The sequence below is a fragment of the Silvibacterium dinghuense genome, assembly GCF_004123295.1.
Lineage (GTDB): Bacteria > Acidobacteriota > Terriglobia > Terriglobales > Acidobacteriaceae > Silvibacterium > Silvibacterium dinghuense.
This window is the reverse complement of record NZ_SDMK01000001.1, coordinates 346,741-370,153: the sequence shown is the minus strand read 5'-3', so window position 1 is coordinate 370,153 and position 23,413 is coordinate 346,741. Positions and strand designations below refer to the sequence as shown.

The following is a 23,413-nucleotide window of genomic DNA, read 5'->3' as shown; positions in this document are numbered from 1 at the left end:
ACGCGGAATGCACCGGTGAAGGCTTTCCGTCCCAGGTTTTGTCTCGGGACCGGCACTCTGCATGGGAAGCGTGATGCGCCCGGCAGGGGATCGTGCTCATGTCAAATGGCAGCGCGCCGCAAGAGCGTGCCGACGCCAGTGCTTGTCTGATGGCGGCGAAGTTGGACCTGTTGGTGAACTTTTTGAGGATGGCCCCATGGTTGCCACGATGTGGAGTCTCTGCCGTCGCGCAGCGCGCGTCGCGTCTCCGATACTGACCCTGCCCCTTGTCCTGATTGGGCTGGCCGATGTTTCCCCTGCACAAACAACCGCGGCCGTCGCCGCGCAGCCGAGCGTGCGACTCACTCAGCCGATCGTGGACAGCCAGCTGGTGACGCTCAAGCACACGGTGCATCCGCTGGCGAACGCAGCTAATGATCGCGGAGCGGTCTCCGACAGCCTGGGCCTGGACCGCATTCAGGTGGTGCTCAAGCGCAGCGATGCCCAGGAGGCAGCGCTCAAACAGCTGATCGGGCAGATGCACACCAAGGGATCGGCCAGCTATCACAAATGGCTTACGCCGGAGCAGTTCGGCGCGCAGTTCGGGCCCTCCGACCAGGACATCGCGACGGTCGAGGCCTGGCTGCAGGCGAAGGGCTTCAGCGTAAGCAAGGTGAATCCGGGCAAGCTGACGATTGAGATGTCCGGCAATGCCGGGCAGTTCCGCAGCGCGTTTCACACGCAGATTCACAAGTACGTGGTGAACGGCGAGACGCACTACGCCAATGCCACCGATCCGCAGATTCCCGCGGCACTGGCGCCGGTCTTCGGCGGCTTTGTTTCGATCAACAATTTCCGGCCGAAGAACCAGGCCAAGCTGCTGGGCAAGGCGAGCTACGATCCGAAGACGGACAAGGCGACGCCGCAGTGGACTATCGGCAGCAGCAGCACGGGTTACAACTTCGTGGTCGCGCCGGGCGATTTTGCCGTGCAGTATGACCTGAACCCGCTTTACAGCGCAGGCATCAACGGCAGCGGTCAGACGATCGGCATCATCAACGATTCGAACATCAACGTGGGACTGGTAAACCAGTTCCGTACGCTCTTCGGGCTGAGCGCCAATCCGCCTCAGGTGGTCATTGACGGCAATGATCCGGGCGTGGACGGCACCAACAATCCGGATGGTCCGAACTATGACTCGGTCGAAGCCTATCTCGATGTGGAGTGGGCCGGTGCGGTAGCCCCGCAGGCGACAGTCGATCTGGTTATCGCCGCGGATACGGCGCTCGAGAGCGGCCTGTACCTGGCGGCTGAGCACGCGGTCTATGCGAATGTGGCGCCGGTGCTGAGCCTGAGCTTCGGAGAGTGCGAGGCCGGGCTGGGCAGCACGAATGCGTTTTTCAACGACCTGTGGGAGCAGGCCGCGGCGCAGGGCATCACGGTAATGGTGTCGTCGGGCGATGCGGGCTCGGCTGCCTGCGATAACGACAACTCGCAGTACTACGCGGTGGATGGCCAGGCGGTGAACGGCTTCGCCTCGACGCCTTACAACGTGGCCGTAGGCGGTACGGACTTCTACTACAGCGACTATGCGACCGGTGGTGCGAGCATCACAAACTACTGGAGCCTGACGCCGAGCAACAGCACGCCTGCCGTATCTCTGCAATCGACTATTCCAGAGCAGCCATGGAACGCCAGCCAGTATGGACTGAACCTTCTCGACTACTACAGCGCCTATGGCGTGACGACGATTGCCGGCGGCGGCGGCGGCGCGAGCAACGCGGCGGTATGCAGTACCAGCTATGACAGCAGTGGTACGTGCACTGGCACTCTGAGCGGCTATACCAAGCCGTCCTGGCAGACAGGCACCGGTGTGCCCTCCGATAAGGTGCGCGATGTCCCCGACGTGTCGCTCTTTGCCTCGTCCGGTGCGAACTACAGCTATTACGCCGAGTGCTACCAGGATGGCGACTGCCAGACGGGCGGCTCTTCGGTACAGATCACAGGCATCGGCGGCACTTCGGCCTCATCACCGGCCTTCGCCGGCATCATGGCGCTGGTGAATCAGAAATATGGCCGGCAGGGACAGGCGGACTTCGTGCTTTATCCGCTGGCCACGCAGTATGCTGCGTCATTCCACGATGTACAGAATGGATCGAACTCGGAGCCCTGCAACACCACGACGGTGACGATCAGCGGTTATAGCTACACGCCGACGAACTGCATCAGCGTAAGCAATCCGATCTCGATCGACTACTTCGATTCGAGCACGGCGGCTGCAACCACCGAAGGCCAGATCGGCAGCGGCACAACAGCGGAATACAACGCAGGCACCGGTTATGACCTGGCCAGCGGTTTGGGCTCCGTCGATGCCTACAAGCTGGTGACGAACTGGGGCAATGTGACCTTCGCCGGCACCACGACGACGTTGACGCCTTCCTCGGCCAGCTTTACCCACGGCACGGCGGTGACGATCAGCGGAACGGTGACAGCCAGCAGCGGCACTCCGAGCGGCTCAGTGGCACTGATGACCAACAACACGGATACCGCGCAGCAGGGACAAACCAACTTCACTCTGTCGAGCGGTTCCTACAGCGGCAGCGTCAACTTCCTGCCGGGTGGTACCTACGATATCTGGGGCCAGTACAGTGGCGACGGAACGAATGGCGCGAGCACCTCGGAGAAGACGCAGATCACGGTCACTCCGGAAAGCAGCGGTGTCTACCTGATGGTATTGACGCCCTATGGCTCCAGCTATGCCATTGAAAACTCCGGGACGACCGGCATTCCTTACGGTACACAGTTGCTGCTCGAAGGGCTGGTGGCTCCCAGTTCGGAGCTGACGGCGGAGGAGAACTGCATCACCGGGGCGAGCTCGACTTGCCCGAACTTCGGGGTTCCGACCGGGACTGTCGCCTTTTCTGACGGTGGCACGCTGATCAACACTGCGGTGCTGAATGCGTCGGGTGAGGCGGAGTACAAATCCGCCTACAGCGTCGGCTCGCACTCGATCACGTCCAGCTACTCGGGCGACCAGAGCTACAAGGCCTCGACGGCTTCGGCGGTGACCTTCTCGGTGGTGAAGAACAGCCCGAATGCTTACATCGCGGGGGCGACCCTGAGCGCTGCCAGTTCCGGCTCCTTCACCTTTGTGCAGGGGCAGCCGACGACCTTTTACGTGCTGCTGGAAAACAGCGCGTCGGTGACCTCGGAGGCCGCGGCGCCGACCGGTTCGGTTGCGCTGAGCAGCTCGCCCTCGCTGGGAACCGCGTCGAGCGCATCGCTGGTGGCTGGCGTGGATCCTTCCACGGGAGCGCCGGATGGAATTGCCACCTTTACCATCCCCGCGACTGCGGCTGCCGGCACCTATACGATCACGGCGAGCTACGCGGGCGACACCAACTACAGCGCTACCGGTTCGCTGAGCGCGCAGATCGTCCTCACCGCCGCCTCGGGCAGCAAGAGCTCGAGCATCTCGGCGACGGCCAGCGCCTCGGCTACCAGCCCGAATGCCGCCGTCGAGGTAAGCGGCACGGTCACGGGGCAGACCGGATCGGCGGCTCCGACGGGCACTGTCGACTTCTACTCCGCGGGGACGAACCTCGGCTCGGTGTCGCTGAGCGCGCCTTCCTCGGGAGACGTGAGCAGCTTCGCGGTGGACCTTACCAGCCAGCTGCTTCTGCAGGGCTCCAATCCGATCACCCTGCAGTATTCGGGCGACTCGAACTACAAGCCCTCTTCGACCATTGTTACCATCTCAAACCCTCTGTCGGACTTCTCGATGGTGCCGCAGGCGGTGAACATTCCGCTGGCGGCTGGAGGTTCGGCGACCGACACGATCAATGTCTCCTCGGTGAACGGTTTCTCCGGAGCGGTGAACTTCACCTGCACAGCGTCTACCGTCACCTGCTCGGTGACATCCTCGGCAACACTCTCCAGCGGAGGCAGCTCGGCGCTGACGTTGACGGTGAATGCCGGGTCATCGGTGACCGCTGGCTCCTATAACGTGCTCATCACGGGTACTGACTCGACCGGTGAGTATGTGCACACGCTGGGCCTGACGGCGATCGTGAGCGGGACAGCATCGACCGGGAGCTTCTCGCTCAGCGCCAGTCCGACCACTCTGACCGTGGCGCCAGGGGCAACCACAAACAATACGTCTCAGATTTCGGTGACGCCATCGGGAGGATTTACCGGAACCGTCAGCCTCAGCTGCGCGGTGACAACCTCCATGAGCAATGTGACCGACACGCCTACCTGCTCGATTGCGAGCTCGGCTACCATCTCCACCAGTGGAGCGACGACGGCGGTGCTGACGGTAAGCACCACGGCGGCAACCTCCAGCGCTGTAACGCATCCGCTCGATCGTCTCTTTGCGGTGGGTGGAGGCATTGCGGTCGCAGGTCTGCTGATGCTGACGATTCCGGCGCGGCGGCGTAGCTGGCGGACGATGCTCGGCGTGTTCGTCTTCGCGGCGCTCGTCAGCCTGGGCATCGGCTGCGGTTCGGGCGGCAACAGCGGCGGAGGCGGCGGCTCGGGTGGCACCACCGCAGGCAGCTACACCGTAACGGTGACCGGCACCACTGGTACCAGCGGTTCCATTACCCAGACGACCACGGTGAGCGTGACGGTGAGCTAAGCCTCTTTCGCTCATCGAATGTGCTCGAACCAGAAGGCCGCCCTGTCATGGGCGGCCTTCTGCCGTTCTGAGAAAGGAGTGGACGGATGCCGGGGCAGCATCAGCTCTCGCAGCGGCATCTATGGAATGAGATCAGCCATATTTGGTTACGCAGGGTACGTGGCGCGTGCCATAACAGGTTGCCCGGCGGAAGAGCATTTGCTACCATCCGAGACTCGGGGCGGCAAGGTCGGGGACCCGAGGCGGCGACGCCGTGGCAAACTCCAGAATCCACAGGAGAAAGAGCATGTCAGAAGAAAAAGGTTCAAGCGGATTCAGCTGGTTTCTGGCCGGTCTGGGTATCGGAGCATTGGTCGGCGTCCTTTACGCGCCGAAGGCAGGACGCGAGACCCGCGAAGATCTGGCAAACGGCGCCCGCGAAGGCAAGGAGTACCTGCGTCAGCGCTCGCAGGAGGCTGCCGATCAGGTGACGCAGATCGTCGACCGTGGCCGGGTGCAGGTCAATGAATATGTCGATCGCGGCCGCGAATACGTGGACCGCGGCAAGGCGCAATGGGAAGATTTCCTGACGCAGGGCCGCCAGGTCGTGAACGCGCAGAAGGAAAAGGTTGCTGCAGCGGTCGATGCCGGACGCGAGGCCTACAAGCACACGGCGCATGAACCCGAGGCGCAGGAGACGCCCCTCACCTAGTTCGAGCTTTTCCATCTGGCTGCGCCTGCTCATGCAGGCGCAGCCAGTTCGTATTTCTTAGAAATTACCCAGAGGGTTCATGCATAGCCAGTTGCCGCAGATCGTCCAGCTTCTCTTTACCGTGGTTACGGCCGTCGGCATATTGCTGCAGGCCTTGGTTCTGCTGGGTATGTACTTTGCCGTCCGCCAGTCTGCCAAGAAACTTCAAGCCTTGGGCGAAGAGGTGAAGGTACACCTGGTACCCACTCTCATTACCGCGCGCAAGCTTCTGGACGACGTGGCGCCCAAGCTCAAAATCGCCACTTCCAACCTGGTAGAGGTGAGCCATGCGCTCCGCCACGAATCCACCCAGGTGCAGGCGACGGTGGATGGCATGCTGAGCAAAACGAATGCCCAGGCGGAGCGCGTCAACGAGATGCTGACGGCCGTGCTCGATTCCGTCGAGCATGCGACCGCGGTGCTGCAGCATAGCGTGGCAACCCCGGTCCGGCGCTTCTCGGGGATCGTTGCCGGTGTTCGGGCAGGATTCAGCACACTGCGGCGGAAAGAAAAGCCCCCCGCTGCAACGGAGGTTGAGACGGCGGAGGAAGTTCCTGACGGGCAACCGGTGACCGTGCTGGATGATCTCGGTGATCTGCCAGTTTCTCATCGCAACACGCGATAGAGTTCAAGTTTTGATTCAAGAAAAAAGCGCCCCGATGGGCGCTTTTTTCTTGAGAGCTGGTCTGGCTGGAGAATGCGTTAGGAGGCGATCCAGCCGCCGCCGACGACCTCATCGCCGTCATAGAAGACTGCGGCCTGACCGGGGGTGACGGCACGCTGCGGTTCGTCGAAGGCGGCCTCGGCCACGTCGGGAGCGACCATGCGCAGGGTCGCGGGAGCAGGCTCGTGGCGATGGCGGATTTTCACCCGGACGCGCATCTCGCTTTCCAGCGAGGGGATAGAGACCCAGTTGAGACGACCGGCGCGGACGGTGGTGGCCAGGGACTCATGGTCGGAACCGACGGTGACACGGTGGCTGTCGTGGTCGATCTGGATGACATAGAGAGGGTTGGGTGAAGAGACGCCGAGGCCCTTGCGCTGGCCGATGGTGAAATTGTGGATGCCAGTATGCTTCCCGAGCACCTGTCCGGAGGTGGAGACGAGCTCGCCCGCAGTGTCAGGGATCACTTCCCCCTGTTCATCCAAGTACGCATCGATAAAGGCCTTATAGTCGCCGCCGGGGATGAAGCAGATCTCCTGCGAGTCGGGCTTGGCGGCCAGCGCAAGACCGTGCTGCGCGGCCATCTCCCGGACCTCGGGCTTCTGGTAGCCGCCAAGCGGGAAGAGCGTGCGCGAGAGCTGCTCCTGGGTGAGTCCGAAGAGGAAGTAGGTCTGGTCCTTTGAGCGATCAACTGGCCGGCTCAGAATCCAGCGGCCGCGTACCTCGTCGTAATGATTGCGGGCGTAGTGGCCGGTGGCGATACGGTCGGCGCCGATCTGCCTTGCTCTCACCAGAAGCTGGTCAAACTTCAAGTGATCGTTGCAGAGTGAGCAGGGGATCGGTGTGCGTCCGGCAAGATACTCGGAGACGAAGGGGCGGACAACATCGCGCTCGAAGCGCTCCTGCTCGTTGATGAGATAGTAGGGGATGCCGAGCGTTTCGGCGACACGGCGGGCGTCGTAGACATCGTCGATCGAGCAGCAGCGACCCTGCACCTGCTCGGGCATGCCCTCGTGGCCGGCCAGGCGGCGCTGATTCCAGAGCTGGAGCGTCAGGCCGACCAGGTCGAAGCCCTCGTCCTTGAGCATGGCCGCGACGGTCGAGGAGTCGACGCCGCCGGACATGGCCACAGCCACCGTGTTGTTGAAAGAAGACACCACCTACCAGTATCGCGCAATCAGGCGCTACACAACCAGATCCGGAAGTGCGCTTTAGATCATTCCATGCGCAGTGCCCGGACCGGGTCGATCGAGGCTGCCCGGCGGGCAGGCAGGATGCTGGCCACCAGGGCGCAGAGCCCGAGCGCCAGGGTCGAACCGCCGAGGACGAGTGGATCCCATCCCCGGACATGGAAAAGCTGGGCGGAGATGAGCTTGGAGCATCCGATGGCGATGGGGATGCCGATGGCCAGGCCGATGAGGATGTGCGTGAAGGCACCGCGCAGTACGAGGCGGGTGATATTGGTGCGGTCGGCGCCGAGGGCCATGCGGACGCCGATTTCGCTGGTACGGCGTGCGACGGTATAGGCGGTCACGCCATAAAGTCCGATGGCGGCAAGGACCAGTGCGAGGATACCGAACAAGCCGGTCATCTGGGCGACGACGCGCTGCTGATCGAAGTTTGAGTCGACTTGATCTTCAAGCGTCCGAACGCCGAGCAGGGTGAGATTGGGATCGACCTGGGCAAGGACGTGGCGGACTTCCGCTTCGAGCCCATCCGTGCTGCCTCGTACCTGGAGGACAGCGCCTTCGATGTAGTGGGTCTCGTCATCGATGGACTGCATGGTCGCGTTATCGTAGTGGACACGCTGGGCCAGGGGAACGAAGAAGATGGGGCGCGGCGGCTCGGTCCCGGCGGGGTCCGAATACGTGGCACGGGCCACGACACCGACGATCTTGTAGGTGCTGCTGTACTGGGGTAGGTCAAGACCGAAAGATTGACCGATAGGGTCTTCTCCGGGCTTGAAGAAGCGATGGACGAAGGTCTCATCGACGACGGCGACCTTCTCGGTAGTGGCGGTGTCATCTTCAGAGATGGAGCGGCCGCACAGGATTCTTTGGCCAAGGGTTTCCAGATAGCCGGGAGCGACGTGATCCCAGGAAGAGCCGACCTCTTCGTTGAGGTTTGGCATGGGATGTCCTTGACGAATAATGAGTTCGCCCCAGTTGTCGGTGAGCGGGGTGTATTGCGCGAGGGCGGCGCGGCGGACGCCGGGCAGGTGCGCGAGCTGGTCCTCCAGATCACGGTACATAGCGTCAATGCGAGCGGGCGTATAGCTGGCCCAGGGCGCGGAAAGGCTGATGGTGACGCGGTGATCGGTCTGGTAGCCGAAGTCCTGGTGCTGGAGGTTGGCGAGGCTGCGGGTGAGCAGCCCGGCTCCGGCGAGCAACACAATGGAGAGCGCTGCCTGGGCTATGACGAGCACCTTTTGCGAGGCCGAGGAGCTGTCCCGGGTGCTGCGATTGACGCCGCGCAGCGCCTCGGCCGGATCGGCATGGGACGCGATCCACGCCGGGGCTACGCCAAAAAGTACGCCTGTCACGAGCGAGAGCGCGAAGGCGAAGCCGAGCACGGGCAGCGAGGGTGTGGCCGCAATGGGGACCGAATGTGCATGGCGGAAGACCAGCGCGACGATGAGGCGGACGCCGGCATAAGCGACAGCGAGTCCGGCAAGCCCACCGAGTACGGAGAGCAGCAGGCTCTCGGTGAGCGTCTGCCGGATGAGACGCCGGCGTGATGCACCGAGAGCCAGCCTCACCGAAGTCTGGGCGCGGCGGGCTGCGCCGCGGGCCAGCAGCAGGTTGGCAATGTTCGCGCAGGCGATCAGCAGCACCAGAGCGCAGACGGTGATGAGAATGCGCAGGCTGGCGGCATAGTTGTCGCGCATGGTGCCGACGCCGGCTCCGGCGGGAACGATATGAATCACCTGATGCGAAATGCCGGACTGAATGCCGCTTATCCATTCCGAGGGCATGTCGCTCTCATGCAAGAGCCACTGACGGAGCAGTGCGGTGAAACGATCCGGAAGCGGAGCCACGCTGGCGCCTGGGCGCAGGCGTCCGATGATGCGCAGCCAGGCCTGGAAATGGCCGTTGAGCGAGTTGCTTCCGCGGAAGAGCGGTTCCTGCTCGAGAGGGACATAGAGGTCGGGGGGATCGGTGCGGATGGTTTCGCCAAAGAATCCGGGTGGGGTGATGCCGATGATGGTGACCGGATGGCTGTCGACGATGAAGGTAGAGCCGATGACCGACGGATCAGAGCCATACTGCTGCTGCCAGGTGCGATAGCTGAGCATGGCTACAGGAGAAGACGAGCGGCGATCGTCGTCGGGGCCGAGTGCGCGGCCGGCAAAGGCGCCAATCCCGAAAGTGGAGAAGTAGTTGCCGCTGACGAACTCTCCCTGGAGCGGCTTGGCAACGCGATCGCTTTCTCCGCGGCGGACGCTGAACTGCGATCCTCCAGCCTGGAAGGCGGCAAGTTCGGAGAACTCCGGAGCCGAAGCCTTCAGCCGCTGGTAGAAACCGTATGAAAACATCCCCCAGTTGTCTTGCGGGCCGCCTTCGATGCAGCAGTCGGAACCGCTGCCGATGCGGTAGAGGCTGGCGGGATCGACGACCGGCAGCGATTTGAGCATGACAGAGTCGATCAGCGAGAAGATCGCAGTGGTAGCGCCAATGCCCAGAGCCAGCGTGAGCAGTGCGGTGAGGGTGAAGAGCGGTGCTTGGCGCATCTGCCGCAGCGCGTACGCGAGATCCTGTCGGAGAGTCTGCATCGGCGGTTCCTTTGTCAGCTGTACGGAATTGGCTGGCAGCAGGTTCCGCCGCCGGGGCTATTTCTCGAGAGCAGCCGAGAGCGCAGCGACGGTTGAGGGCCAATCGCCGGAGACAGGCTGGCGAAAAAGCCGGGCAGTGGGATACCAGGGGCTATCGCTGCGGCCTTCAAGCCAGCGCCAGTCAGCCAGATGAGGCAGAAGAATCCAGAGTGGCTTGCCGAGTCCACCCGTAAGGTGGGCGATCGAGGTATCGATGGAGAGCACCAGGTCGAGGGTGGAGATGAAGGCGGAGGTGTCGGCGAGATCCTTGTCCTGTGAGCTTGCGTTGTGGATGGGGAAGGGGGCGTGCTGGAGCTCGCCGGCGGCTTGCCCATACTGGAGCGAATAGAAGTCGATGTGCGTAGGGTGGCCGAGCGGCGCGAAGAGCGCCAGGGGGAGCGAGCGCTGGTGATCGGCGCGGTGCGAGGGGTTGCCGGCCCAGGTGATTCCGACACGCATGCGGTCATCGCGGCGCGGCCAGCGCTCCCAGGCTGCGGAGACCAGGGCCGGATCGGGGCGGAGATAGGGCACGGCGGCAGGGATGGTTTCGAGGGTGGTGCCGAAGGCCAGCGGCAGGCTCATCAGCGGGCAGTGCCAGTCGAAGGCGGGTAGGTCCTCGCCGCGGGTAAGGACCTGCGCGATGCCGTCCATCCCGGTGAGCAGCCGGCGGAGACGCGGCTGGACTTCCAGGATCACCTGAGCGCCGAGAGCGGCGACCAGCGGCGCATAACGGATGAACTGCAGGGTGTCGCCGAGGCCTTGCTCGGCGTAAAGGAGGATGGTCGCACCTGCCAGCGGTTCTCCTTGCCATTGCGGCTGGCGGAAATCCCGGCGGCTCTGGTGGAGTTCGCGGAACTCCCAGCGGTGCTCGTGCCGCTGCCAGCCTTCGGCGTAAAGCCCGGCGCGGAGGCAGGATAAGGAGAGGTTGTACTGGCCGCCGGCGTTGGTGGGCTCGAGCTCGATGCCGCGGCGATAGTGCTCCATCATCGGACCGGTCACAGAGCCGTGTTCGCCCTGGTAAAGCAGCGTATTGGCGAGGTTGATGTGGGCGGTGGCATAGTCGGGGCGCAACTCGAGTGCGCGCCGATAACAGCTCTGGGCATCGGCGGTGCGCTGTTGCTGGAGCAGGGCGTTGCCGAGGCTGTTGTGATGCTCAGGGCTGGTGGCGTCGGCTTCGAGAGCGGCGCGGAAACATTGCTCGGCGCGGCGGTATTCGCGCTCGTGGAGCAGGGCGTTGCCGAGATTGTGCCGGGCGGCAACGGTCTCCGGCGCGAGGGAGAGCGAGCGTTCGTAGGCAGCGGTGGCTGCCTTGTAGCGCTCAAGCGCCGAGAGCGCATTGCCCAGGTTGCACCAGCCCTTGGCGTAGTTCGGCCGCAGCGAGACGGCGCGGGCATAGCAGCGGGCGGAGCCGAGGAAGTCGTTGCGGTCATAGAGCAGGTTGCCGAGGTTGAGGAAGGCCTCAGGGAAATCGGGGCGAAGCCGGACGGCGCGGCGATATGAGGAAATGGCCTCGTCGCGGCGGCCGAGCGAGGCTGCGGAGGCGGCGCAGGCGAAGTGCAGCCGCGCGTCGCTGGGGGCGTGGCGCAGCCCGTTCCGATAGACGCGAATGGCGTCTTCGTGACGGCCCTCGCGGGCAAAGAGGATGCCGATCGAGTATGCGGCGCGGCCGGCCCCGCTGGTGCGGCCGTGCCGGCCGGCGCGTCGCGGCAGGCGGAGAGCCTGAATCCAGGCGGCACGAGCTTCGTCCCGATGGCCGCGGCGGTTTTCGATGGAGGCCAGGCAGGACCATGCCTGTCCGTTGCCCGCATCGAGGGCAAGCGAGCGCCGGCAGGCGCGCTCGGCTTCCTCAAGAGATTGTGGGGAAGCGAAGCCGAGATCGAGCCAGGAGCGGGCAATATTCAGGTGCACATGCGCGGCTTCGGGCATCTGCCGGGCAGCAAACGTCAGCAGGTCGATGGCCTGCCGCGGGCGGCGCGCCTGCCGGGCGAGGATGCCGAGCAGCAGGAAGGCTTCCGGATCGCCTGGACTGGACTCGAGCGCCTGCTGGTAGAGGACAGCGGCCTCGGCAAGGCGGCCGGCTCCGTGATGACGCAGACCTTCCTGCAAGGGCTGGGAGAGTGGGAGCATCGCGGGCTCGGAAACGGTGGCGTACACGCCGGATCTACAAGGCATGCGCTGCGCCAAAGAACTTGAGCCGGCATGAGAGCCGGCTCAGGTTTGCTGTTGCGCGTAGCCGTTAGCCGAGGGTTCCGGCGTTGACCGGGGCGATGGCGCGCAGGCGTTCGACGGCTTCGGGGACGACGGCGAGCGCGGTGTCGATGTCGGCCTCGGTGGTGAGTTTCGAGAGTGAAAAGCGGACACTGGCACGGGCGCGGCTGGCGGGGTAACCCATGCCGGCCAGCACATGCGAGGGCTCCGATGCGCCGGACTGGCAGGCCGAGCCTCCGGAGACAGCAATGCCCTTCATATCGAGCGCAATGACCAGCGCCTCGCCTTCGACGTCGCCAAAATACAGGCTCGAAGTGTTGGGCACGCGCGGGCCGTCGCCGTTGACGGCGGTGCCGGGAACGCGGCTGAGGATGCCCTGCTCGAAACGGTTGCGCAGCGCTGCAACGCGGTCGAGCTTGCCGGAGGCAATGGCTTCCGCAGCCAGCTCGGCGGCGCGGCCCAGGCCGACGATGCCGGCGACGTTCTCCGTCCCGGCGCGGCGCTGACGCTCGTGCGATCCGCCGAAGAAGAGCGGTTCGAGGCGCGTGTTGCGGCGGATGTAAAGGATGCCGGTGCCTTGCGGGGCGTGCATCTTGTGGCCGGAGAGGCTGAGCAGGTCACAGCCGATGGCGTCGACGTCGAGCTTGAGCTTGCCGGCGGCCTGCACGGCGTCGGTGTGGAACCAGACGTCGGCCTCGTGGGCGATGCGGCCGATCTCTTCGACCGGCTGAATGATGCCGGTCTCATTGTTGGCCATCATCACGCTGATGAGCTTGGTGCTGGGGCGCAGCGCGGCGCGGACCTCGGCGGGATCGATGATGCCTGCGGCGGATGTGGTGAGGAAGCTGACCTCGACGCCACGGTCGCGCAGGCGCTCGGCGGCATGGAGCACGGCATGGTGCTCGATGGCCGAGGTGATGAGGTGATCGCCGGGCGTGAGCAGGCCGAAGAGGGCCATGTTGTCGCTCTCGGTGCCGCCGGAGGTGAAGACAATTTCGGCCTCGCGGCAGTGGAGCAGGGCGGCGGCCTGGGTACGCGCCTTTTCGACCGCGGCACGGGCCTGCTGGCCGTAGTGATGAACCGAAGAGGCGTTGCCGAAGCTTTCGAGCAGCCAGGGACGCATCGCGTCCAGCACCTCGGGAACCAGAGGCGTGGTGGCATTGGCGTCCAGATAAATGCGTTGCATGAAAGGTATTTTACGGCGAAGTGCAGCGATCGGTGGGGCCTCAGGGGAGCGGTGAGGCAAAGAGGGGTTTCCACGAGGGATCGAGAACCAGCCAGCGCGGGCGGGAGAACCAGCTGGTGGGCAGTGCGGGGATGTGCAGCAGGCCATGGCCGGAGGCGCAGATGAGCTCGGTGCCGCTCCAGGCAAGAAAGCTGCGCGAGGCGAGGCCGACGCGTGCCGGATGGGTGAGGCGGCCGAGGCATTCCGGGCAGCGGCAGCGCTGATCCTGCCAGGCCCAGCGGAAGAGAAAGAGCAGGCCGAAGAAGGCAACGGCAAGCTGGAGATAGAGTGCGGAGCTTTCGTGCGGGAAGACGCCGTAAGCGGCAAGCATCGAGGCGGCGTAGACCAGAGGAAGAATGAGAATGATCTTGGCCGCAAAAAAGAGCCAGGCGCGCAGGCGAAGTTTCAGGCGCCGGGTGCGCTGGGTTGTGCCCCCGAGGGGAATGGGCAGCGTTGCCGGCACGGCGATGGCAGCGAGCAGCAGCGCGAGGCGGAAGATCGATGCCGGGCGGTGGGCAATATCGGCCAGCGAGAGGCAGGGGTAGCGGATGCCGTCGCTGGTGATCATGACGCGATGCGACGAAGGGAAGGCATTCGGCTGAATGCGGGCGACGATAAAACCGCGTGCGAACGCCGGCGTGGCGGCGAGGCTGGAGTCATCCACGAGAAGCCATGCGTCGGGCTGTCCGGGGAGCTGCCACTGATTGTCGGGCAGGATGCCGGATAGGGAGATGCGACGTCCGGCGATCTCGGCGTAGGCCTGGGATGCGTTGTGAATGGACTGCTTCCACAGCCGGCGGCTGATGAAGAGCTTAGGCTGGCCGGGCTCGGCCGATGCCGGGAGCCACTGCGGCTGCATGCCGAGCAAATCGAAGAGATTACGGGAGGCGCGGACCACGGTGGCTTCGACTGCCTGATGCGGTGCAAGGTGAAGCCGGTGCTGCTGGAACTGGTAAAAGGCGAGTCCGCTGTAAAGGTGGCGGGCGGAGATGCGCCAGTCCTGATAGTCGGAAAAAGAGATAGCGGGGCGATTGACCTGCGCGACGCCGTTGCGAGTGATGAGCACGATGTCGTCGGCTACGGGCTGGGGCAGAAGGGCGTGGCGCGATCCGGGAAGAGCCAGTGCCAGCACCAGGAGGAAGCCGCCACAGAGCGCCAGTGCGGCAAGGCAGCGGCGCGGGCCGGCACTGGCACGCGGACTAGGTTCTTCGGCGGAAGGTGGGGTTTCGCGGCGCAGGCAGAGAGCATCGGGGATGGCTCCGCGGACGAAGGCGAGCGGGGTGGTGCCGGTCTCAGTGTCGGAATTGGGACTGCGAGTCACATGCCAGAGCTCGGCTGACCACTCGGCGTGCCAGTCCGCGCGATCCGGCGCAGGAACCAGCCACGAGACTGCGCGCAGCAGGGTTCGGGCGAGCAGGCTGCTGCATGTCATGCTCTGCCTGCGGGGCTTCATGCGTTGCTCGCGGGTGTGGGGATGAGTTTCTCGATCAGCGGATAGCGTTTGAGGACGTTCTCGAGCGCGGTGAGGCCCTCGCGAGTCAGGCGGTAGTACTTGCGGGGTGGGCGCTGCTCGCGGTCGGCAATCGACTGCGCCTCCCACTTGGAGGCGATAAGGCCATCGCGCTCGAGGCGGCGCAGGGCCGGGTAAACAGTGCCGCTGGGCAGGCCGGTCTGCTCCATCACGCTGAAGCCGTAAATCTGGCCGGTGTGGATGGATTGCAGGATGAGAGCGGCAGTGTGAGAGAGCCGCGGGTCTGTCTTGTCTTTTGGCTCGGCCGGCATGGCAGGGATTGTACCCTATGTAGCATTCTGTTGACTTGTGTTTAGGTAGAGTGCTACATAGGGTAGCCATGAGGGAAGCACCGGTTCTGGAACTGGACAGGGTTTCACGGAGCTATCGCGGTATTCCGGCGATCCGCGAGGTGAGCTTTCGCGTGGGGGCGGGTGAGGTGGTCGGATACCTGGGCGCGAATGGCTCGGGCAAGTCGACGACGGTGAAGATCATCACTGGCTTGTTGCAGCCGGACGATGGCCGGGTGCTCTATTGCGGCTGGAATATCCGCGAAGACATGACGGGCTTTCGCGCGGCGCTGGGTTATGTGCCGGAGGAGGCGCATGTCTACACCTACCTCTCAGGGATGGAGTATCTGGAGCTTGCGGGGCGGCTGCGGAGCATGTCCGAAGCGCAGATAGCATTTCGCGCGGAGCGGTTGCTCTCCCTGCTCGGATTGACAGACTGGCGGCATTCCCCCATCGGGCTTTACTCGAAAGGCATGAAGCAGCGTGTGTTGATTGCCGCTGCGCTGCTGCACGATCCATCATTGCTGATCTTCGATGAGCCCTTGTCGGGCCTCGATGCGACCACGGCGCGTCTCTTCCGCAACCTGCTGCGCGAGCTGGGCGGGCAGGGCAAGGCTGTGCTTTACATCTCGCACGTGCTCGAGGTGGTGGAGCAGGTGTGCGACAGGGTGGTGGTTATCACGAAGGGGCGCGTGGTGGCCGATGCCTCACCTGCGGAAGTACGGGCGCTGACCGGAGATGTGGAGTTTGAGGATGCCTTTGCGCGGCTGGTTGAGGGCGAGGACACAGTAGAAGTAGCGCGACAGGTGGTTGCCGCGGTGCGAGGCTGACCGATGATCGGTGTGGGGGAACAGGGCGAGAAGAAAAATGTGCAGCGATTGTTCGGAGTATTAGTCCGGCACTTTCTCGAACGGCTGTGGAACAACGAACTGGCTTCTGCGAGCGGCGACGCGAAGCTGCGCATGGTGCAGGCGGCATGCGCAGCCGGGCTGCCGGGATTTGTGATGGCGCTGTATCTATACCCGGTGTATCACCCGCCGCGCGGCCATCGCGCATACTGGTCGCAGGTGGGCGATCACTGGTTCTATGTGGTGTATTCCTTTGTGGCGATGGGGCTGATGACGCTCTTCGCATGGGATTTTTTCTTCCCTGACCATCTGGATGTGTATGCGCTGGGCTCGCTGCCTGTGCGCGGAGGTCTTCTCTTCCGGGCGCGCATCGCGGCCATTGCGGTGTTTCTTGGTGCGGCGCTCTTCGATGCCAATTTTCTTGCGTCGCTGGTGCTGCCTGAGGCGACTGATCCGCCGCACCTCGGGCGATTTCTGCTGGCGCATCTGCTCTCGGTGGCGATAAGCGGAGCCTTCGCTGCATTGCTGGTGCTCGCCATGCAGGGACTGTTACTGGCGATGCTTGGCGGCCGGATGTATGCGCGGCTTGCGCTTGCGATGCAGGCGGTGCTGGGAACAGGGCTCTTCACGCTGCTGCTGACCGCTCCCGCAGTGAGCGACGCTCTGAAGGGCGTGCTGACGGAGCGGGTGATGTGGGCAGGATGGATGCCGCCGATGTGGTTCCTCGGGCTCTACCAGAGATTGATGGAGGGCAATGGCGCAGCCCCTGTATATGGGCAACTGGCGGTGCGGGGCTGCGTGGGGACAGTCTTGGTTATGGTCGTTGCGGCTGCCGTGTATCCGCTGGCCTACCGGCGGCGAGTGCGTGAACTGGCCGAGGGATCAGGCGTGCGGAGCGCGCGGCGCAGGGGCGGCTCGCTGCAGGTAGTCCAATTGCTGCCGCGGCCGGTTGCGCGTGGGATCTGGGGCTTTGTTTCGCAGACGCTGGCGCGGGTGCCGCGCTATCGGACGTACCTGGCCATGTATGGAGGGCTTGGGCTCGCGCTGCTGGCCGGCTGCGCGGTGCGCTTCGCGGTGAAGGCGGATGGTGTACAGGTGCTGCTCTCACCCGAGGGATTGCGTGCAGCGGTGATCGTCGCGTCCTTCTGGGTTGCGGCGGGGCTGCGTGCGCTCTTTCTTGCGCCTGGCGACCGGCGCCCTGGATGGGCTTTCCGCGTCCTCGGGCGACCGCAGTGGGCGATGCTGGAGCCCGCGCGGCAATGGGCTTTGACTGCAACGATGGCCGCGAGTATGGCGGTTGCGGCAGCTGCGTTGCTGGGCGACGTGGGATTACGGTCGCTGGCGGGCATTGTCTCGCAGGCAGTCATGGCGGTGGGTTTGAGCCTGCTGCTGGCGGATAGCTTCTGGTTCGGGATGAGGACACTGCCGTTCCAGAACTCGGCTGCGCCTCCGCCCACGCGCATTGCGTGGGTGATCGCGCTGTATATGGGGCTGTTGCCGGCGTTGGTTGCGGCTTCTCTTGCGATCGAGGATTGGATGGGAACTGGTTGGGCAAGAATTGTCACCGTCGCGGTTGCATTTGCGTTTGTGCACACGGTGATGCGCCGGTTGGACCGGCGGCGATTCGACGCGTGGATGCGCGAGCCGGAGATCGATGAAGATGCCGAGGCATTTCCGCAGCGGCTGGGACTGCGCTATTAATGCAGGCTCTAGATCAAACCTCGTGCTTTGATCTCAAGATACTCGTTGATGGCGTCGGACTGCACCGATCCGGCGGTGGTTTCGACGACCAGCACGCCTTGCGCGCGCAGGCGGACGATGAGCTCGCGGCGGCGCTCGGGCACTTCGACGGCAGCAGCAGAGTGGAACATCTCTTCGACCGAATTCGGTTCGCGGCGGGCGAGCGTGTCGAGCTCGGGGTGGATGAGCAGGATCAGCAGTACGAGATGACGCCGGGCGAGATCGGCTGCCGCGTCGACGACCTCGGGACGGCGGGCGGTGTCGGCGAGTTCGGTGATCCACAGGACCAGACTGCGACGGCGCTGCAAGTGCTTGAGGCGAGCGGCGGCGGCGAGGTGCGCAGCCTCGGCGGATTCGGGCCGGATCTGGGCGAGGGAATCGATGAACTGGCGCAGATGCGCCGGACCGGATGCAGGCGGCAGCTGTTGCTGGATGCTGCGTCCGTAGACGAGCAGAGCAGCCTTATCGCCGGCCTGCATGACAGTCTGGGCGAGGGCGACGGCTGCGCCCGACGCCTGGTCCAGCTGGGTGAGCTGGAGAGTCGAGGACTCTTCCGAGGTTTGTGCGGCCTTCGTGCGAAGCTCGAAGGCGGTGCGCGAAAGACGGCCTGCATCGAGGACGATCCAGACCTGCTGGCTGCGCTCGGTGGTGAACTCGCGGGTGATCACCTTGGCGCGGCGGGCGGTAGCGGTCCAGGAGACGTTGCGCAGCTCGTCGCCGCGCTGGTATTCGCGCAGGCTCTCGAACTCGCGGCCTATGCCGCGCAGGTGCAGGCGGCGCTTCTGGAGCGCGATCTGGCGGATTCGTAACAGATATAGTGCCGAATTCTCGGGCGAACGCTCAAGGGGCGGATAGACGCGGATCTTCTGCTCGAGATTCGCTACGGCCCAGCGTTCGGCGAGCTGCAGCGTGCCGCGATAGCGCAGGAAGAGCTGTCCAAGGGCGATGTCGCCGCGAGTGTTGGGGGTGACGGTGAAGCTGGTCTGCGCGGGATCGCGCGGGAAGGCCTGCAGCGTATGCGTTGCTGGCAGTGGATCGAGATAGGGGTGCAGTGCGTCGGTCAGACGGACTTCGAGAATGCGTGGCGCCGTGTGCGTGACCGAGAGCGTGATGCGCGTGGACTGGCCGAGGACGGGCGACTCATCGAAGCGGCGGCCTGCGGTGATCGCGGCAGGCGTGGGAAGCAGTATGGCGTCGAGCATGGCGAGTGCGAGCACCAGCGCATCCCAGACGAGCATGGCGACGATCCAGCGCGGATGAAAGAAAGCGGGGACGGCGAGAAGGCATCCGGCAACGAGGAGCGTGAGCGCGCGCGGGGTGAGCGCCCATCCGAGGCGGCCTTTGAGCGGGCCATGCGGTTTGGCGGGTGCTTCAATCGGCGGTGGAACGAGCGTCTGGATCATGGGGAAATGCTTAACGTGGTAAGGGAATGGCGGCGAGCAGGTCGGCGATGACGCGATCGGGATCGAAGCCTTCGAGCTCGACTTCGGGCTTGAGGATGAGGCGATGGCGCAGGCAGGGGATGGCCGCTTCCTTCACATCGTCGGGCAGCAGGTAGGCGCGGCCTTCGCGGGCGGCGCAGGCGCGGGCGACGAGCAACAGCGCGGCGGCGGCGCGGGGGCTGGCTCCGAGCGAGATCGACGGCCACTCGCGGGTGCGGCGGATGACGGCGAGCAGGTAATCGAGCACGGCAGGCTCGATGCGGATGGAGCGGACTTCGGCGCGCGCGGCAGCCAGTTCTTCCGGTGCGATGGGCTCGATGGGGAACTGGTCGAGCGCGGTCGCGGCGAGATGGCGTTCGAGGATGGCGCGCTCTTCGTCAGCCGAGGGATAGCCGACGCGGATTTTGAGCAGGAATCGGTCGAGTTGCGCCTCGGGTAATGGATAGGTGCCTTCGAATTCGAGCGGGTTCTGCGTGGCGAAGACCGTGAAGTAGGGATCGAGCGGATGCGTCTCACCGTCCATCGTTACCTGGCGCTCTTCCATGCTCTCGAGCAGCGCGGCCTGGGTGCGCGGCGGCATGCGGTTGATCTCGTCGGTGAGCAGGAATTGAGTGAAGACGGGGCCGCGATGGAAGGTGAACTCACTGGTTTTGAGCGAGAAGACGCTGGTGCCGAGGATGTCGGCGGGCATCATGTCGGGAGTGCCCTGCACGCGGCGAAAATCGAGGGCGAGGAAGCGGGCGAGTGTCTTCACGGTAAGCGTTTTTGCCACACCGGGCACGCCTTCGATGAGCGCGTGGCCGCCGCAGAGCAGCGTGAGGATAGCCTGGTCGATCATCTCGGACTGGCCGGCGATGATGCGGCCCAGCTGGTCGCGGCCGCGGGCGAAGAGAGCTTGCGTGGGGCGATAGTCGTTTGCTTCGGTTCCGGTGAGTTCGGAGATGGTTTCGTTCACGGTCTTATCCTTAACGGCGGTCTGCGGAGCTTGCGGCTGACGGCTGGCCTGCGGTGATGGCGGCAGACAGCGCGGCAATGTGGTGGTCGATGCGGCGGATGAGTGCGAGGGCGCTTTTCGGACTTAGATTGGATTGCTCGGCATTGCGGAGCGCGGTGATATCTTCGGCAAGACTGGCAGGTGCGGTGCGGAAGCGTTCGGCCACAGCTGCCGCGATAGTCCCGGGCGAGGCCTGCAGGGTCGCGCGAGGAATGCCTCCCTGGGCTTCGAGGAAATGCAGCAGGCGGCGCTCGGCTGCGGATGCGGCGACAGTGACCGCTCCGGCCTTGCGGTAGAGATCACCCATGGAGTGTACGAATTCGAGGGGCGAAGTGCGCTGCACGCGGATGGGTGTACGCAGCGGTCCGTTGCGGCGGCCATAGCTGAAGACGAGCAGCAGTCCGACAGCGGCGAGCTGCCATCCCATGGGCACAACGGGCGTGCCAGCGGCGGTATCCCACAAGTCTTCGCGCGCGCCGTGGATGTATTCGTCGAAGAGGACGGTGCCGCCGGGCGCGCCGACGGCGGCGAGCAGCAGACGGAGGTTGGCGTCATTCTGCAGACCACGGTTGGTGAGCGGGTAAGGCGAGGTCCACCAGATGGCTTCGCCGCTCTGCATGGGATAGTGCACGACGACGGGATCGGTGCCGCAGGCCTGGTCGACGATAGCGACGGCGTCGATGGTGTCCCAGCTCATTTCAATGGGGAGCTGGAGGCGGCCGGCGCGAGCCTGCGGGCTGAGACCCTGAGGAACCGTCTCGCAAAGCGCGGTGTAGAGGCGCGAGGCGGGGCGCTGGCTGGAGCCGGGGAGCATGGCTCCGCTGGTCATGCCGGCGGCGAGAATATGTCCGCCACGGTTCAGGAAGGCGGTGAGGTGATCCTTGTCGGTGCGGTAGTCGTAGAGACCGGCTCCGGCAAGGATGAGCGTGGTGTGATCGGCAGGCAGGCGGTCGAGCGCGGCTGCGGGCTCGTCAAATCGCTGCACATGATAACCAAGCTGGCCAAGCAGCGTATAGGCAGCCTTGGCGCCGGCCGATCCGCTGTTGTCGATCGAGGGTGTCGGATTGTTGTCGATGCGTGCGGGTGCAAAGAAGGCGCCGACGGCAATGATGGCCAGAGCGAAGCCGGTGATACCGAGGAGGATGCGGGCATCGCGGCCCGGCGAGCGAAGATTCATGCGGCGCGCAGCTCCTCATGCAGATGGAGAGCCTGCTGGTAATCGCCGGGAGCAGCGGTTTCGAGGCCGTACCAGATGCGCTCGAAGGCGCGGGTCTGTTGTTCGAGCAGCGTGCGGCGGGCAGAGCCGGGCTCGACGAGGCGCACATACTCGCGGGGGGTGCGGGAGCGGCTGGGTGCCCACATGCGGCGGCCTTCGAGCAGGACGATGCTGGCCCAGTAGAGACAGTGGATGGCGTCGCGCCATTCATGCGCTTCGGCGTGGCGGGCGGCAAGCTCGCGCCAGTTGCGGGAGGCATCTTCGGCTGGCTCCATGGCTCGGCCAGGTTCTGCCGCGAGGCGGAGACGTTGACGGCGGAAGACGCGCATGGCCCAGAGCGTGAGGCCGGTGAGAGCAAGGACGATGAGCGACCACTCCATGAGCGGTCCGATCCATGGGGAGCGGCGGCCGAAGCCGGCTACGTTGCCGAAGAGACGGTCAAGCCAGGAGTAGAGTCGGGCAAAGATGCGATCCCAGATGGAAACCTGGGTGACGGTGACATATTCCGGGCGGGCGAGGATGGCGTCTCGTCGCTGGACGGCCTGCGAGGGAAGTTTCGCTGGCGCGGCGATACCGGCATCGCGGAGATCCTCGTCGAGATGGCGTGCCGCGTCGTCAAGGAGCGTGGCGCGGTCTTTGAGCGAGGGGTCGTGGGCTTTGTGGAGGGTATCGCGGAGCCACTCATAGTGCGCGTCGAAGCTGACTGAGGCTCCAGAGACCTGCTCGTCGCTGCCGACCTTGTCCGGATCGCACTGGGCGGGCGATTGCCGGCAGGCCTCGACAAGGCTGCGGAGTGTGCCGAGATGCATGGTGTAAGCGGACAGCGTCGCCGCGGCCAGAGCGTGGCTGCTGAGCGGTGTGGCAAGGATGGCCACGGCGAGCGGAAATGGACGGACTGCTGAGCGGAGGCGCGGCATCACGGCAGGGGATCAGAAGGGCTGGGTGCCTTCCGGAGCGGATTGCGGGATCGTGCCGGGGGCTGGCGGAGCGATGCGGCCCATCATCCACTCGATATCGAAGCCTTCGCGACGGACGCGCTCATCAATATAGAGCAGGCAAAGGGCGATGGCGCCGATGGGGCCGATGAGCGTGCCGGAGATGAAGCTGAGGGTGAGCGTGATGGTGTGGATCAGGAAGGCCTGGCTTCCGCGTGAGCGCAGGGCTAGGATGGCGAGCGGCGTCTGGATGGCGCCGATCACTATATAGAGGACACCGAGGAAGAGCAGGACGAGAAAGACGCGGACTTTGCGATCGACCAGCAATTTGCGGCTGCGCTTCAGGGCAGCGCCGACGCGGAGCGACTCGACGATGGAAGCGGGCACAGCGAGCGAGACGCGAATGTAGGCCCAGAGGCAATAAATGAGAGAGAGGAAGGCGGCAAAGAAGATAAAGCCGGAGATTACCAGCGAGCTGGCCGAGCGATGGCCGACGCCCTGCACGACAAACGCCGCGACCACCAATCCAAGGAAAGGCCAGAAGCCGGTGAGAACCTGACGGAGGACGATGACGACGTAGCGGAGCCAGTGCTCCCGGGCCCTGGCGAAGGCAGTGCCGGTCGAAGTGGCCTCGCCGAGGTAGAGGGAGGATACTGCCGAGGTGGTGGCAGCCTGCACGACGCCGTAGACCACAAGCGAAATCACGCTGGCGAGCAGGGTGATTACGCCATTCGTGATTTGCGAGCGGTAGAGTGCGGGGCCCGGGTGAGCGGCCGTGCCATTGTGGGCGCTCACCAGGAGCTGGATAATCTGCATGGCTACGCTGGTGCCTGCCGCGATCGCCGCAAGCCCAGCGAAAAGCGAGAAGCGGGAACGATAGATCTGGAAGGTGCGGTCGAGGATCTCGCCGGTCGAAAGCGGGCGAAGATCATAGGTAAGAGCGCGTGGGGGCTGAACGTGGGGGCTGTTTGCCGAGTGAGTCCAATCCGTGCCGCTGGCCATGGGGTCCCTTGTGTGTTGCCTGATCGTAGCACGGGTCCGCAAGCGTTTCCCGGCGGAATGGGGAGCGTTTTCGATACACTATTCATGGCTGACGCCGTGGGAGGATTGCCTGGACCGCAGGCCTTTTCGCGTGGCAAAAGAAATCGTCAGAATTTGACCGGCGTTTAGGTCTCGGCGGCA

Annotated in this window: 16 protein-coding genes; 5 read left to right on the top strand and 11 right to left on the bottom strand. The window is 64.5% G+C overall.

Annotation, left to right across the window (positions count from 1 at the left end):
• Window positions 1-196: 196 nt before the first annotated feature.
• The 3 genes from ESZ00_RS01440 (at window position 197) to ESZ00_RS01430 (ending at window position 5,973) form a co-directional block, all read left to right on the top strand.
• Window positions 197-4,618 (top strand): Ig-like domain repeat protein, encoded by a 4,422-nt coding sequence (locus ESZ00_RS01440; RefSeq protein ID WP_164981281.1) that lies wholly within the window; start codon window positions 197-199, stop codon window positions 4,616-4,618.
• Between the two features lie 286 nt (window positions 4,619-4,904).
• Window positions 4,905-5,309, top strand: a complete 405-nt coding sequence (locus ESZ00_RS01435; protein WP_129206388.1) for a YtxH domain-containing protein — start codon at window positions 4,905-4,907, stop codon at window positions 5,307-5,309.
• 79 nt (window positions 5,310-5,388) lie between these two features.
• Entirely contained in the window at window positions 5,389-5,973 is a 585-nt protein-coding gene (locus ESZ00_RS01430) for a hypothetical protein (RefSeq protein WP_129206387.1), read from the top strand.
• Window positions 5,974-6,050: 77 nt separating this feature from the next.
• Here ESZ00_RS01430 and mnmA read toward each other — a convergent pair whose 3' ends face one another.
• From mnmA to ESZ00_RS01400, 6 genes are all read right to left on the bottom strand, one after another.
• On the bottom strand, window positions 6,051-7,172 hold the full coding sequence (gene mnmA / locus ESZ00_RS01425) for a tRNA 2-thiouridine(34) synthase MnmA (RefSeq protein ID WP_268235245.1): 1,122 nt from the start codon (window positions 7,170-7,172) through the stop codon (window positions 6,051-6,053).
• A gap of 56 nt (window positions 7,173-7,228) precedes the next feature.
• The gene (locus ESZ00_RS01420; RefSeq protein ID WP_129206386.1) at window positions 7,229-9,784 is read right to left on the bottom strand and encodes an ABC transporter permease; all 2,556 of its coding nucleotides are present in this window, start codon (window positions 9,782-9,784) and stop codon (window positions 7,229-7,231) included.
• A gap of 57 nt (window positions 9,785-9,841) precedes the next feature.
• Window positions 9,842-11,995, bottom strand: coding sequence for a tetratricopeptide repeat protein (locus ESZ00_RS01415; RefSeq protein WP_129206385.1), 2,154 nt, complete (start codon window positions 11,993-11,995; stop codon window positions 9,842-9,844).
• 64 nt (window positions 11,996-12,059) lie between these two features.
• The gene (locus ESZ00_RS01410) at window positions 12,060-13,217 is read right to left on the bottom strand and encodes a cysteine desulfurase family protein (protein ID WP_129206384.1); all 1,158 of its coding nucleotides are present in this window, start codon (window positions 13,215-13,217) and stop codon (window positions 12,060-12,062) included.
• A gap of 40 nt (window positions 13,218-13,257) precedes the next feature.
• On the bottom strand, window positions 13,258-14,688 hold the full coding sequence (locus ESZ00_RS01405; RefSeq protein WP_129206383.1) for a hypothetical protein: 1,431 nt from the start codon (window positions 14,686-14,688) through the stop codon (window positions 13,258-13,260).
• A gap of 17 nt (window positions 14,689-14,705) precedes the next feature.
• Window positions 14,706-15,038: a PadR family transcriptional regulator gene (locus ESZ00_RS01400; protein WP_129206382.1), complete on the bottom strand. Its 333-nt coding sequence runs from the start codon at window positions 15,036-15,038 to the stop codon at window positions 14,706-14,708.
• A 68-nt stretch (window positions 15,039-15,106) separates the two neighbouring features.
• Between ESZ00_RS01400 and ESZ00_RS01395 the strand changes: the two genes are divergently transcribed.
• A complete protein-coding gene (locus tag ESZ00_RS01395; protein WP_129206381.1) occupies window positions 15,107-15,886 on the top strand; it encodes an ABC transporter ATP-binding protein in 780 nt (259 codons plus the stop codon).
• A gap of 39 nt (window positions 15,887-15,925) precedes the next feature.
• Window positions 15,926-17,605, top strand: coding sequence for a hypothetical protein (locus ESZ00_RS01390; protein WP_129206380.1), 1,680 nt, complete (start codon window positions 15,926-15,928; stop codon window positions 17,603-17,605).
• Between the two features lie 8 nt (window positions 17,606-17,613).
• Here the strand turns inward: ESZ00_RS01390 and ESZ00_RS01385 are convergent, their stop codons facing one another.
• Genes ESZ00_RS01385 through ESZ00_RS01365 form a run of 5 tightly spaced genes read right to left on the bottom strand, consistent with a single transcriptional unit; the run spans window position 17,614 to window position 23,233 of the window.
• Window positions 17,614-19,047 carry a DUF58 domain-containing protein gene (locus ESZ00_RS01385; RefSeq protein WP_229740878.1) on the bottom strand — a complete coding sequence of 478 codons (1,434 nt, stop codon included), beginning with the start codon at window positions 19,045-19,047 and terminating at the stop codon, window positions 17,614-17,616.
• Window positions 19,048-19,057: 10 nt separating this feature from the next.
• Complete coding sequence (locus ESZ00_RS01380; RefSeq protein WP_229740877.1) at window positions 19,058-20,041, bottom strand: AAA family ATPase; 984 nt, start codon at window positions 20,039-20,041, stop codon at window positions 19,058-19,060.
• Between the two features lie 10 nt (window positions 20,042-20,051).
• The gene (locus ESZ00_RS01375) at window positions 20,052-21,257 is read right to left on the bottom strand and encodes a DUF4350 domain-containing protein (protein WP_129206379.1); all 1,206 of its coding nucleotides are present in this window, start codon (window positions 21,255-21,257) and stop codon (window positions 20,052-20,054) included.
• Entirely contained in the window at window positions 21,254-22,213 is a 960-nt protein-coding gene (locus tag ESZ00_RS01370; RefSeq protein ID WP_229741078.1) for a DUF4129 domain-containing protein, read from the bottom strand. The genes ESZ00_RS01375 and ESZ00_RS01370 overlap by 4 nt, the downstream gene beginning before the upstream one ends.
• A 12-nt stretch (window positions 22,214-22,225) precedes the next feature.
• Window positions 22,226-23,233: a hypothetical protein gene (locus ESZ00_RS01365; protein WP_129206377.1), complete on the bottom strand. Its 1,008-nt coding sequence runs from the start codon at window positions 23,231-23,233 to the stop codon at window positions 22,226-22,228.
• Window positions 23,234-23,413: the final 180 nt, after the last annotated feature.